This window comes from Sphingomonas sp. (assembly GCF_029239295.1).
Taxonomy (GTDB): Bacteria; Pseudomonadota; Alphaproteobacteria; order Sphingomonadales; family Sphingomonadaceae; genus Sphingomonas.
Map to the genome: position 1 here is coordinate 18,394 of NZ_JAQZBC010000011.1, position 13,594 is coordinate 31,987.

A 13,594-nucleotide genomic window follows, 5' to 3' on the forward strand; every position below is an offset into this window, starting at 1 on the left:
TGACCGCAGGTGCGGTATCCTAAGATGTGAACGAATCCGCGTCATCGGAATTCCCCTGTTTGATACCGTAATAGACTTATAGCAAAACCGCATGAGGCGTAGCTCTTTAGTTCAAGAGAAGGACTGGTGACTATTGGTCCGTGGCTGACATTTCTGTGCCAGTGAAGCGGAAAGCAAGTCACTTCTAGAGAGTGAAGTCCGACGCTTTGAGCGTAAGATAATTAGACATATCAATCTGAAAGTCGGCGATCCGGTCGCCGTTCACATCGCCGTATACGGACGTGGTGCTGTTAGACTCATGATCAAACCGCAACTGGCCAGCTTTGCCACTAAATACGCTGCTTCCAATAAAAGAAAACGCTTGGTCGCCGCTCGACTTAGTGGACGCATCAACGTCCTTAAGGCTAATCTTATCGACCCCTTGCGTGAAGTCGGCGATCGTATCGGCGAGGTTACCCGTCCTGCTTTCGATGAGCAGATCAAGGTCAAAGATGTCGGCTCCGGCGCCTCCTGTCAGGGAATCTTGGCCCTCACTGAACCCGATAACATCCGCACCAGCCGACCCGAAGATGGTGTCATTGCCTTGCCCGGCGTAAATTTTAGACACGCCGGTCAACACGATCGAGCTGAAGTCGAGCGTGTCATCGCTGGCCGTTCCCGACAGCTTCAAGGCCGAGCCCGTCACAGCCTCGATCCCGCTGAAGTTAACCCATGTAATAGTCGCGCCAGCCGTCGTGACCTTGATAGTATCAAATCCGGCCTCACCGTTGATAGTATCGCTGCCCTGACCGCTCGCCAGCTCGAACAGATCGTCTCCCGCGCCTCCGTTGAGTCGGTCGTCTCCTGTTCCGCCCAGCACGACGTCTGCGCCATTAGAGCCAAAGAACTCATCGTCCCCACTGCCCAGGTTGATCCGAGCGACGCCGCTAACGGCTACGCCGGTCAGGTTGAGCTGATCGGAGCCTGCTGTTGTCACAATCGTAACGCCCGAGAAGCTTTCCCCGGAAATGCTCTCGACGCCGTTGATATTGCTTATCCCAATGACGGCGTTCGCGCTGGCAGCTTTAATCACGTCATATCCGGAACCGCCGTTGAACGTGTCAGTGCCGGCTGAGCCACCGACTAAAAACACGTCCCCGCCGTCACCTCCGCTAAGCCGGTCATTGCCGGTCCCGCCGACAATCACGTCGTCGCCAGTGCTCCCGTCAATGATATCGTCGCCAGCACCGCCATCTATCCGGGTAATCCCGATCAGATTCACGCTTCCGAAGTCCAGAGCGTCCGCTATCGCGGACCCGCGAATCTCCACGCCGACGTAGCCGTTGGCGGAAATCACCTCCACCCCCGCTAGCGACTTTAATCCGATGATCGTGCTTGCTGCGAGAGCGTTGATGCGATCATTGCCCTCGCCACCATCAATTCGATCGAAGCCCTCTTTGGCTTGATAGAAAGTAATGACATCATCACCGCCACCGGTGCTGATCATATCGTCTCCTACGCCGCCCCGAACCACGTCTCTTCCACCCAGCGTTGTGATCGTGTCATTGCCGCTGTTGCCGTTAACTATGTAGTCGTCGTCCGATTTTGCCGTGAGCGTATCGGATGAAGAGCTACCGGTTAGCGTTTGGGATTCGACGGCGTTGGTCAGTTGTACAGCGAACGACTCTTCGTAGCTTTTTCCGCCGGCGTCGACGACCTTAACGCTGATTTGATGGCTATTTGCGCTCTCAAAGTCGAGCAGGGCGCCATTCGCGACCGTGATCTGCCCCGTAGCAGCGTTGATTGCGAAGCGCCCCTTGGCGGTGTCTGTGAGACTAAATTGGTAGCTTTCGCCGACGTCTACATCGAAGGCGGTGAGCGCCCCGACCACGGTTCCCTTAGCCGCGTTTTCGACTATGGTTCCGCCAGATAGGATCAAGTCGTTTGGCGCATCATTTACTGCAGAGAGGGTCAGGCTTTGAGTGGGGCCGATACTCCCGCCCTGGCCATCCTCCACCGTATATCTCAGGGTCACCGGGCCATTGTAATTAGCAGCCGGTACCACTGTGTAGCTGCCGTTGTTGTTATTGAGTATGGCCCCATGGTCTGCGGTGATGCTGGTAACGCGTAGCAGGTCTCCATCGCTGTCTGTTAGGCCAGCGAGGAGATCCGCCTCCGTCACTAAGTAGTCAACGTCCTCGCTTCCGTTTACTAAGACGGCTGATGGATTCCCACTGGGTAGGTCGTTGACCGCTGTCACAGTGAAGCTTTGATTGGCGTTGGCCCTGCCGTCTACCCCGTCTTGGACAGTATAGGTGAGCGACACAACACCATTATAGTTAGGAGATGGCGTCACCGTGAAGGTCCCATCACCATTATTTGTGACCGTTCCGTGGTCGGCGACCAAACCGTGAACCGTTAACGCGTCGCCGTCGACATCGCTGAATCCTCTCAGGAGTGCAGCTTGACTTACCAAGTAGCCCTGATCCTCGATTCCGCTGGGCAGTACATCTATCGTAACGCCTGTCGGGTCATCGTTCACAGCGGAAATATTAAAACTTTGGATCGCGTTGATCTTACCGTCATTCCCATCCTCAACGACGTAGGTAAGGTTGACTGGGCCGTTATAATTCGCAGCTGGAGTAACCGTAAATGTACCATCGTTATTATCGACAATTGTGCCCCGATCCGTCGTAAGCCCGGTAACCTTCAGTTCGTCTCCATCGCTGTCACTAAAACCTTCCAACAGGCGGACTTGCGTGATCGAATAGCCGAGGTCTTCAACACCACCTTCCAGTACAGCGGTCGGTGCGCCGGTGGGGGAGGTATTTGTATCGCCGACCGGCTCTCCGCGCTGGAAAACAACGTCAACCCAGTAGTTAGCGGAGTTGAACGATTGCTGCGGGAACGCAGCTTGGCTTCCAACAGAATAAAGTCCATTTCCGATGCCGTTAGAGCTACCTCCGCTCGGGGCTAAGCTCGCCGGGGCCACGAGGACACCATCTGAGCCAACATGTTCCGCGGAGAAATAATTACTAGTGGCGGCATAACTCTCCACCGCACCATCGCCATTGTTGAAGACGTAGCTGTAGGAGACGATGTAGGTCTCTCCTTGGGCCAAAGCGATCGGAGTAGTTAAAAGCCCAGTTTGCCAGCCGGTCTGGTTAGGGAGCGATGTCACGGCTACCGCGCCGAGCACATTTCCCGTCGAGTCCCAAATGCGTAACGTACGAGCGTCAGTATCGTCCGCATCACTCAGGCCCCGATAGTAACGGAGAGCAGTGACTGAGCCTGCCTGGGTCGACATAAGTTTCGTGCCGAGCTCGTAGTCTGTCGGATCGGCGACGCCGGAGACAAAAGCCGTTGGCGCTTGCTCAAAAAGAGTGGATGAGTTGGAGCCGCCGCCGGATTCATCGGCGTCCGTGACGCTGACCGAAATTTCTTTGGTCACCGGGCCGGACAAGCCGTCCGTGGCGCTTACAACTATGTCGTAGACGTTGTCCCCTCCGACGTCGCCGGGCGCTTCGAAATTCGGAGGGGATTTAAAAGCTAGCGCGCCGGTGCCGCTGTTGATCTGAAACAGCTCCGCGTCCGCGCTAGGAAGGATGGCGTAAACGATCGCGTTTCCGTCGCTATCCCGGCCAGTAACAAAGCCGACGTCCAATTTGTTCTCTGCGACAACGAAGTTGCCCGAGGTGAGCTCCGGAGGAGAGTTACCATCACCATTCGCCGGTCTGAAGGTAAGATCGACCCAATAGTTCGATCCGCCGAATGTATCGCCCGGCATTTCGCCGCTATCGCCGTAACGATAGACCCCGTTACCTAATGTAGCCGATGCCTGCGAGGCGCTTACGATCCCCCCCGATCCAGTGAAGGCATCGTTGTCTAGGCCATCGAATGCGACTTCATTCTCGGGATTAAAGAATCCGTTAGTTGATACGTAATTGTCCGCCGTCTGATAAGAGACAACATATTGATCGCCGGGAGTTAATGCTGTAGGAGATGAAAGGGCGGCGAACTGCCAGCCGGATTGGCCAGGCGTCGAGGTGAAGGTGGCCGTCGCCAGCAAGGCGCCATCGCTGACTCTCCACAGATGACCGTCGCGAATGTCGGTGTCGTTAGCATCTGTCGCGCTTCTATAATAACGGAGTTCCGTTACGGCTCCCGCCTGAGCCACGCTAAACCGCAGACCGAGCGCGATCGACTTCTTGTCGTCGAAGGTGGTCGCGGTGACTAGCTGTTCGTCGAACAGGCTGGCGCCGCCTGCAGTCGCCGCGGGGGCGACCGTGACCATCTCTTCGAATGAAGTGGCGTTATAGACGTTCAGGCTGTCATCAACGGCGCGCGCCTTGACGGTGTAAGTGCCTTCGCTGACTGGGTGCCACACATAGCTCCACTCCGTGGTGCCGGTCGCGACCTTCCAAGTAGCCCCGCCGTCAAACGACAACTCCACCAACGCCACAGCGCCATCAGATGTTGTCGTATCCCCATCATCATCGGTTGCGTTGCCAGTTATGGTGACGGCTGCGCGCGCATTCACAATCGCGGCGATGTCATCGATCGAGATTGATGCCGGGGTAAGATCAGCAGAAGGCGTCGCTCGGATAAGGCCAGGCTCAAGAGAGGCCGGTTGGATGCCCATGTCGGCAAACATGTTGACCGAGAACTGCTTTATAACCGTGCTCTCGATGTTTGCTTCATAGGGGGAGCTGTCATGTTCGTCGCTCAGCCCCCAACTCCAAAACACTGTGCCGGACGCGAATACTAATGCACCGCTTTCCGCGCGGTACAGAGTAAGATTATGGGTCGCAGTGCCGGGCTCAGTGCGGTTGCCTTGGTCAACTAGGATGGCGTCCCAGTCTAGTGTGGTTTCGGAGAGTTTAATGAGCCCGGCGGGGCGATTAATATCATCCGGTGCCACATCCCATTCGTATCCGAGTATACCGGCGGAGATATCTTGTTGGCCGTCACTGGCGAGGGTATCTCGCCAAAAACGGAGATTGCCATAACTAGCAGGAACGTCGATTGCGCCTCCGAACTGGCCCGTTCCATCAGGTCCAAACAACTGCCCAGTTAGGGTAGTCTCAGCGCAATGGCAGTTTGGGTAGAGCCCCGAGATTGGATCCGGGTCGGTGCCACCAGCGATGTAATTGCCGTTCTCATCCTGGGCAGCAAGGAACCGAACATCACGCCAAGTGCCGGTCCAGACATTACTAGGGTCGATATTAGCGTAGTCCTCAGGCGCTGCATTGGGATTGCCGTTCGCCCAAGTCTCCTTATAGCACACTAAGGTGCGGTACTCTGTGCCGTCAGCACTTATTGCAGTCTCCCACCGCGTCTTCCAATATACCTCATTGCCGCTCCAAAACAGAACGTTGACGCCGGAATCGCGGGCGGCCTCGACATTTAACCGCTGGTCGCCAGACCAGTATTCATCGTGGCCGACAGATATAAAGGCCTTATAGTTTTTGAGATAGTCTCCCCCGAGACGATCTGTATCGACGCCAGAAATGTACGATACATCGTATCCGTTTTCTTCCAGCCACGAGATCGCGCCGTAGTCGGCGCCAAACAAATAATCCTGCGCGCCGGCTGCTGCGCCGCCGCCGTCCCGCGTTAATAACGGGCGATTGTAGCTGACCGCATAGGCTCGATCCTGCACGCCAAGGCCCGGATCAGCCACCGGTTCATGATCGACCATATTGGCCGGATCACCATAGAAGTTGGGACCGACTTTACCGTTATTGCCTGCCCATCCGTTATACGCCTGCCATGTTGTGTCTGACGTCTGCAGGACGATGTCGGCTGCAACTCCGTCATTTCGTACGACAAACGGCACTTGATTGGTGGCATCACCAATAGCGTCTCCGTTCGCGTCGAGGCGCTGTAATCGCGCAAGATATACGCCTGAAACGGCATCTGAAGGAACTTGCCAACTGTCTGTGACAAGCCAGTTCCCTGCGTCAACCAATCCTCTGCTCTCGTCGAACAAAGGCTCTGATTGCACAGTGCCCTGCGCATTGACTATTTCGGCAACTTCACGGGCGCCGTTCCCGCCATAATGGCCGAGACGAAAGATCTCGACTTTATAAGAAGAACTGCCGGCAATCGCGGCGTTAATATTAATTTTGAAGTCTACGGTCGTACCTGCGTTGACGCTGAATTCGGCCGCAAATCCCTCAATGCTGTTGCTGCTGTCGGCGTCCCAATAGGACTTTTCGGCAACGCCATCGGTCTTTAAATTTTCCTGAACTATACGCTCCGACATCACGGTGCCCCTCGCCCTGGCTGCTGTAAGGAGAGCGGCCCTTTGTCGCTCGTAAGTCCTTCTACATCATGGCAAACGGTCCTACGTCACCGACATGGGTGAGGCCGCTGAAAGACATTTGATCGCCTTCGGCGACCGAAGTTAGAAGCGATCCGGAGGCTTCCATTGCGTCGATCTGCGAAGCAGGCTTGATGCCTCCGCTTTGGTCGAGAACTCTCTCTAATATAGCGACGGCGATGGTAAACGGGCCCATGTCACCGATTCGGGTGAGGCTGCTGAAAGACATCTGATCACCTCGGGAGATCGAAGTTGGAAAGCAACCCTGAGGCGCTAATCGCGTCGATCTACGAAGCAGGCTTGATGCCTCCGCTTTGGCCGAGAATTCTCTCTGATATAGCGAGAGCAGTAGACGCGCGCGGGGGATTGCTGATGGCAAAGCGCGGTGACGCGGAGCGCTGGGTAGCTTCGAAACAGATTGCTCCTGTAGTGACGGAATTTGTTGATCAAGGATGGGCTGAGCACAACGTGCGGGCAAGTCGTTGCAGGTCTAAGTCTTCTTATGCTGGCTTTTTAACTGATACGGACATATTCACGACACAAGAGTTGCAGACCCTGCCGATCTACTCAGAGTTCTTGAGGCCGCGTGGGTTGGACGCTGGAGCAGGAACAGCCATTCACGGTGTTAAAACCGACAGCCTAATGATTACGGTCGAAGGCTTTAAAAGCCATTCCGCAGCAAAACGTGCTGTGTTATTCCTGGACAGTATCAGGCCCCACTTAGCCCGGGCGGCCGCGATCTCTGCTCGAATGAGAATGGAGCAAGCAAATGCTGCTACCGAAGCGTTGGCCACTATAGGGGTCGCTGCGGCGGTTCTCGCAAGCGATGCGAGCATCGTTAGCGCGAATTCACCATTTAAAGCTCTGCTAGCAACTCTCGGGGGAGATGGCGCGGGCCGCTTTAGACTTTCTGACGTACAGGCGAATGCAGAATTCCTTGAAGCACTACGCTTGACGAGCTTCGGTTCGGGGCGATCTCTCGCCCTGCGAAGGAGGGCTGACAAACCATGCGTTCTCCATCTCGCACCTCTAATTAGATCGGTTAAAGACGTTTTTCAGGAGGGCAGCGCTCTTTTAGTTCTCGACGTGCCCGGCACTTCCGAAACTTACGATTCAGAAACGATTCGCCGGCTCTACGACTTAACTCCGGCCGAGGCGAAAGTTGCACACCTAGTTGCAGAAGGTCAAACACCGGCAGAAGTAGCCCGATCGCTGGGGGTGTCGATAGAAACGATCCGTACGCATTTAAAGCACACGTTTGCAAAGACGGGTGCAGACGGGCAGATTCGCCTTTCGGCGCAATTTAGAAGCGTAGCCTCGCGCCGGCCAGAATGAGGCGGACCCGGTAGAGCTACCAATGTGGGCGCGCTGACTTTCTACTGCGACATTCCCTAAGTGTAGCGGAAACTGCCTTCCCGAGGAACGGCTCCGAAGAAGGCGAGACTTGGAGGCCGACTCATAATTGGAGTTTGGCAATATCGCGCGTCATTCGCCTGATGGATGAGGCGACCATCCAGGCTTCGGACGATGCAACGGAGGCTTCCACTCCTTCGCGAGGCGCCGGCACCGATGAGCCACGCCAGGGCGCGTTCAATGACCCAGCGCCGGGTCAGAATGACAAAGCCCGCCAGATCGGAGCGCCTGATGATTTCGATCGTCAGCTGATCAATGTGCGCGACTGCCGCTTCGAGCTTCTGTCCGACATCCCCGCGATCGGCGAACAGCTTGGTGAGGGTGGGCAACGCTTTGCAGGATCGCTTAATCAGATCAGCCGCCCCGTCGCGGTCCTGAACATCGGCGCCGTGCACCACGCCTTCCAGCATGTTGCCGAGCGTGCCGGTTACGATGTGCCGCTTGCGCCCCTTGATCTTCTTGCCGGCGTCGTATCCCCGTGGCCCACCCGCCTCCCATGCAGTAACCGATGATCAGCATCCGGATCATCAGCTCCGGGTCGATCGAGGGTCGTCCCGTCTCGCTGTAGAATGGCCGCAGTTGCTCGCGGATGTCGGATAGGTCCACGAACCGGTTGATCGAACGCAGCAGGTGCTCCGCCGGCACATGCCGCTCCAGGTTGAAGCTGTAGAACAGCGCCTCCTGCGCCACCGTCCGCTCCCCTCCGCCTGCTATCCAACGATGCTACGCATCCTTGGAGCCTTAGCAGGCTACGCCCATCATCAGCTCATCTCCGCACCTGCGGAAACACTGAATCAGCAGTCCGCGACTACTTCAACCCTGCCTTTTTCAACACAATCGGTCAGCAATGCGATCATACGCTCCCGAGTTGCCTCCGTGAGCCTTAAGAATGAGCGGCGCGCATCAAACGGGTCGTCCTCACGGTAGAGAAAGCCCTCTTTAATCAGCCTGTTGATCCACCTCAGAGCGGTAGTCGGCGCCACGTGTGAGGAGTAGCAGGCGGACGATATCGAAGTAGCCCGCCCCACCATTTGGTCGATGAAGATAGCAAGGATCATGTCCCATGCCGGATCCTCAAATATCTTGGAACATCCAAATCGCTGGTTGCGGAGCCGGCGAAACCGATAGATCGACTTCGCACTTGCCAAAGCGGCTTCTTCAATGCTGGGTTGATCTCTGTAAACGAGGTCGTATCCCTGATTGTAGAGACTTTCCTCCATAACCTTCCCCAATACCTTTTTGTTATACCCTGCATTAACCTTGTTTCTGGCACTAAAACCAGATGGAATTTGGATGTAATCCGGATGAATCAGGAGTTGAAGTGTGAGTCGAACTCAACTATCATGAATGCCCTTAAAATTCCCGATGCTCTTGGCCGAACGAGCGTAGGTATTGCGTTGAACACGACCTGGGTTGAGTTTGGTGGCGCTGGCGTAAAGCCAGCCGATGATGGCCAGCTAAAGCAAGTAGGCGGTCATCCCGTTATTCTGCGGCGCTCACGGTAGATCTGGTCGTTCATTTAAAAGTGCAATTGCAGCATCTTAAGCGTATTGTGCTCTCGTTCGCTATTCGAGCGTAGCCAGATAGCGTGAGTCGAGAAGTGCGTAGTGACTACCTTTCCGGTATGTTTCGGGCATTGCTATGATAGCTTGCCAAGCTACCATGGCGCCGCGGCCTTATGAATCGCGTCGTCATTTCTGACGCGAAGCGCTTATTGATCTGTGCTCGGCGATACAGCTTTGGCGTTAAGGTTTGCGAATGTTCTCAAATCCGCACTGGACAGATTCTCTCGGTCTGATTGATCTACGCGCGTGCTGGATGCGAACGTACTTTGGCGCGCTCGTACTTTGTTTTTCCGATAGCTCGATAGGATCGCTGGAACCATAATTCCTCACCCTGCTAATTGCGAAAGATCACCGATCCAGTGTTGGGCGCAGAGGATGAGCCCGACTAGCGGTTCTGACTTGGCCTCAACCTCACCTGCGGCACGGGGCAATAAGCGCGAGGCGCCATTGCGCGGGTCAGCAGTTGGGGGGCTTCAACGGCGGCCGTCACCCGGGCCGCAACGCATGTGATCTCCCGCCCGGCATGCTGCGACACCCGCCGCAAAGCGTTCGCGGTCGGCGCGGGCAGCGTTCAGTTGTGCGCCATACTCCGCCATGGCGGTCGCGTGAGCGGCAGCCTCTTCACGATACTTGGCCAAGCGCTCCTGCTGCGCGTTCTGGTCCGCATTGATCTTGTCGAGTTGCGCCTTCGACGCTGCCAGTTGCGCTGAGTTGGCGCTGCGCAGCTTTGCCGCTTCCGCCGTCGCGATCGCCTCTAAAGCGAGCTGCTCGGCGCTTGGATCCGCGGCAACCGGTGGCGCGACGGGTGATCCGCTTGCTACGTCATCTTCGGAGCGGTCGAGCGCCTCAAGATCAAGCGTCAGCCCTCCCGGCGGCAGTGTCGGCCCTTCCCGCGGCTCGGTGCGCGACGGTGGGATTTCGATGGTGCGCATGTGCGTCGGGTCGGACTGCGCGGTTGCGGGCAGCGACCCCGACGAACAGGGATGCGGCTAGATATAGCGAGATCGGCGAACGACGGGATGGAATATCACAGCTTAACGCTCGTGGGATGTCGCGTGGCTGAACGAACGCCACAGGCACGTGCCCTAAGCTCAACTACCCTCGCGGCCCAGTTCGGAGGCGGGCCCGACGCCTTGGGTAAGGGCATCCATTGACAAGCACCCGGGACCGCATGGGGTCCATCAACTTCGCCACGTCCGTGCGCCTCGTGCGTCATGCTGAGGAAGCCGTAGCGGTCTAGGTCGCGAACCTTGAAGATGCCCCAATCTTGGACGAGAAGGATCGGCACCTTGGTTGTCAGTAATGCCACCCGCATGATGATGATCAGCGGTACGACCGCCGCAGGGGTGGACCCGCCAACCAGGAACAATCCACCGCATGTAAACTCAACCACACCGACGAAGGGTCCCATTTGGTCGGCGTAGGGAATTCCGATCTTCGCCAAGCGTCCCGCTCCGAGAATCTCCTGAAAGGCGAGCTTCTGATACCCTTCGCGGATGAACACGAAGGCGAGGTTCAGGCGGATCAGGATTGCCCAGTCTACGGTCCCGGGGTTTCGCAACCAATCACTCGCTCGCATCATTAGCTCCCTCGCAATCCCCGCTTGTGCTTGCCGCTGAACCACAGCCACGTTCCCCACATGCGTAAACCGTCGAGCCGACGGAAGAGGCCTTCTTCCTCGCCACCTCACGAGTGGCGCGCTCGGGTCCCTCAGCCTAGGAGTGTCAGTGATAGCCCTGAATTGACGGTATTTGGTCGCTACCGCACCACTGCTGATGGATTTGCGGATCAATCTGCAGGAGTTTTCCATGACACTAGCCCCCAAAGTCGCGCTCGTAGCCCTGCTGCTGCTTGGCGCGTGTGGTCAGTCGAGCAAACAACTGACCTGTCCGGATCCGTCGAGCGTTGCGCCGCCGTCCATCGGTGCGGCGTTCGTCAACAATCTGACGACGCGGCTCGCTGGCCCGGATCGTGAAAACAGCATCACCGAAGCAATAGGCGAGATCCACCGTCGGGATCCGTCACTTGATGCCACCGCTGTTACCAACATCCTAGTCGCCGCCGACTGCCCCAATGTCATGGCACAACCCGATCATGACGCAAACGCGGACCGCGCCCGGATCGCTGTATTTCGCGCGCAAGTGGATCAGTTACTGGGGAGCTAGAGACGGAGGCTGGCAACGTTGTTCAGCCTTGCCGAAAGCAGGCGCTGTTCGGCACTGCCATTTAAGATAGTCTAGTCGGCAAAAGCCATATCCACCAATCTGCACGTCTTATCTGCTCGCCGCCTGCGGTGCCCAAGGGCGGGGCAAGAGGGCTACCGGGGCGGCACCCGCAGTCTTAAGACTTGGGCGTTTGCCGAGGACGGTGGAAGCCGTCCTCAGAGATGCAGAACCGTTCCTGCACCTGCAGATCTCGAAACCGACCTGATCCTTGTTAGGCGACGAAACCGCGACAACAAGCTGGCGTTCACCCCTGAACAAAACCGCGTTGCAGTGATTGCTGGAGGATACTTTCGGATGTTGGCGATGAACTATCGCGGGCCATACCGCGTCCGCGTCGATGAAAAGCCTATGCCTGTCATACTTCATCCCGAAGACGCCATCGTGCGCGTCACGCGATCGTGCATCTGCGGTTCGGACCTGCACCTATACCACGGCATGGTGCCCGACACACGCGTCGGCATGACTTTCGGTCACGAGTTTTGCGGGGTCGTGGAGCAGGTCGGGGATGAGGTGCGGAACCTCAAGGTCGGTGATCACGTCTTAGTTCCTTTCAACATCGCGTGCGGCAAATGCCATTTCTGCCAGCAGGGGCTGTTTGGGAACTGCCACGAGTCCAATGCACAGGCGACCGCGGTGGGCGGCATCTATGGTTATTCGCATACTGCGGGCGGCTATGACGGCGGACAGGCGCAATATGTCCGCGTGCCCTATGCGGATGTCGGACCGACGGTGATCCCCGACTGGATGGACCCCGACGATGCGGTATTGCTGACCGACGTAGTTCCTACTGGCTATCAAGCCGCCGAGATGGGCGGCATCAAGCGCGGCGATACGGTCGTCGTATTCGGCGCGGGGCCTGTCGGGTTGATGGCAGCGAAGTGCGCGTGGCTATTCGGTGCGGGTCGGGTGATCGTGATCGACAGCCAGGATTATCGGCTCGAGTTCGCACGAGTCTTTGCGCACGCAGAGGTCTACAATCTCCGCGAAATTGACGACATGGTGGTCTTCCTCAAAAAACAGACGGACTCACTGGGCGCCGACGTGTGCATCGACGCGGTAGGGGGAGACGCTGTCGGCAACGGCTTGCAGTGGCTCCTTGGCACCAAGCTGAAGCTGGAAGCCGGCAACGCGATTGCGCTGCACTGGGCAATAAACTCAGTGAAAAAGGGCGGAATCGTCTCGATCGTTGGCGTCTATGGTCCGACCGGGAACATCATCCCAATCGGAAATGTCGTCAACAAGGGCATTACGATCCGGGCCAATCAGGCGTCCGTCAAACGTCTGCTGCCCCGATTGATCGAGCATATTCGCAACGGCCACATCAACCCCAAAGCGATGATCACGCACCGCGTGCCGCTGGAGGACGCGGCCGACGCTTACCACATCTTTTCGTCGAAGCTCGACGGCTGCATCAAGCCCGTCCTGATCCCCAACGCGGCCTGAAGGAGACGAGGGATGACCAAGGCCATTGTCGACACCGCTGCTATCCCAGGTTGGGGCGTGGACGCCGATCCGGACAACAATCCGGCCTATCCGATGCGGCATATCGAAGATCAGCAGACCCGTGGACTCACATGGGAGCGTCCAGCGTTGCAGCGCCCCACCGTAGAGATCCTGCGGTCTATCGAACACAATCGCTTGCCCGCGGTGCTCGGTACATCCACTCCGCCTGAAGGCCTCAGTGGTGCAATCCGTCGTTACGCTTTTCGTCGGAGCGAGTCCGACTGGTGGCATTGGCTGCTGTTGATGGGCGCGGACCGGCTGAACGTGCTCGAGGGGGTCGCCCAGGATCTCGCGCGTGGCAAAGTCCCGAACGTGCCTGCCGAACTGGGGTGGCGGTCCGAATTGCGTCACAACCCCGCCGGGATAGCCAAGAAGGCAGGAGTGGCGCTCGCGCTTGGCGCTGCGTTGTTCGCCTGGTCGCGCCGCACCGGCGCGCGTTCGCAAAGTTCAGCGGAGACCCCTGCCGGCACCGACGAACCGGCCTTTCCACGGTATTGAGGCTCTAAAGCGAGCCGATAACAGCGCCACGAACGCCGGCATGCCGCCGCCGTTCGTGGCCATACTCTTGTTTTCGGGCGTAGGCC

General features: G+C 57.3%; 10 protein-coding genes and 1 pseudogene. 4 read left to right on the top strand and 7 right to left on the bottom strand.

The genetic code is table 11. The features are described from left to right. Positions 1-184 precede the first annotated feature (184 nt). Positions 185-6,247, bottom strand: a complete 6,063-nt coding sequence (locus K0S66_RS11500; protein ID WP_301075541.1) for a N,N-dimethylformamidase beta subunit family domain-containing protein — start codon at positions 6,245-6,247, stop codon at positions 185-187. A gap of 61 nt (positions 6,248-6,308) precedes the next feature. Then, entirely contained in the window at positions 6,309-6,533 is a 225-nt protein-coding gene (locus K0S66_RS11505; protein WP_301075542.1) for a hypothetical protein, read from the bottom strand. A gap of 23 nt (positions 6,534-6,556) precedes the next feature. Here K0S66_RS11505 and K0S66_RS11510 point away from each other — a divergent pair, with 23 nt between their 5' ends. Next, positions 6,557-7,639 carry a helix-turn-helix transcriptional regulator gene (locus tag K0S66_RS11510; RefSeq protein WP_301075543.1) on the top strand — a complete coding sequence of 361 codons (1,083 nt, stop codon included), beginning with the start codon at positions 6,557-6,559 and terminating at the stop codon, positions 7,637-7,639. Between the two features lie 56 nt (positions 7,640-7,695). On the opposite strand, the gene K0S66_RS16830 is transcribed toward K0S66_RS11510, so the two are convergent. From K0S66_RS16830 to K0S66_RS11535, 5 genes and pseudogenes are all read right to left on the bottom strand, one after another. Then, a complete protein-coding gene (locus K0S66_RS16830; protein WP_366520827.1) occupies positions 7,696-8,172 on the bottom strand; it encodes a transposase in 477 nt (158 codons plus the stop codon). Positions 8,173-8,209: 37 nt separating this feature from the next. Then, a pseudogene (locus K0S66_RS11520) lies at positions 8,210-8,431 on the bottom strand (IS5/IS1182 family transposase); the annotation flags it as partial. Between the two features lie 80 nt (positions 8,432-8,511). After that, positions 8,512-8,937, bottom strand: coding sequence for a transcriptional regulator (locus K0S66_RS11525; RefSeq protein ID WP_301075545.1), 426 nt, complete (start codon positions 8,935-8,937; stop codon positions 8,512-8,514). Between the two features lie 818 nt (positions 8,938-9,755). Then, on the bottom strand, positions 9,756-10,214 hold the full coding sequence (locus K0S66_RS11530) for a hypothetical protein (protein ID WP_301075546.1): 459 nt from the start codon (positions 10,212-10,214) through the stop codon (positions 9,756-9,758). 95 nt (positions 10,215-10,309) lie between these two features. Continuing rightward, positions 10,310-10,861: a DoxX family protein gene (locus K0S66_RS11535; protein ID WP_301075547.1), complete on the bottom strand. Its 552-nt coding sequence runs from the start codon at positions 10,859-10,861 to the stop codon at positions 10,310-10,312. A 196-nt stretch (positions 10,862-11,057) separates the two neighbouring features. On the opposite strand from K0S66_RS11535, the gene K0S66_RS11540 reads away from it, so the two are divergent. From K0S66_RS11540 to K0S66_RS11550, 3 genes are all read left to right on the top strand, one after another. Continuing rightward, positions 11,058-11,447, top strand: a complete 390-nt coding sequence (locus K0S66_RS11540) for a hypothetical protein (RefSeq protein ID WP_301075548.1) — start codon at positions 11,058-11,060, stop codon at positions 11,445-11,447. A 354-nt stretch (positions 11,448-11,801) separates the two neighbouring features. After that, a complete protein-coding gene (locus K0S66_RS11545) occupies positions 11,802-12,950 on the top strand; it encodes a zinc-dependent alcohol dehydrogenase (protein ID WP_301075549.1) in 1,149 nt (382 codons plus the stop codon). Between the two features lie 12 nt (positions 12,951-12,962). After that, on the top strand, positions 12,963-13,508 hold the full coding sequence (locus tag K0S66_RS11550) for a hypothetical protein (RefSeq protein WP_301075550.1): 546 nt from the start codon (positions 12,963-12,965) through the stop codon (positions 13,506-13,508). The last annotated feature ends 86 nt before the right edge of the window (positions 13,509-13,594 follow it).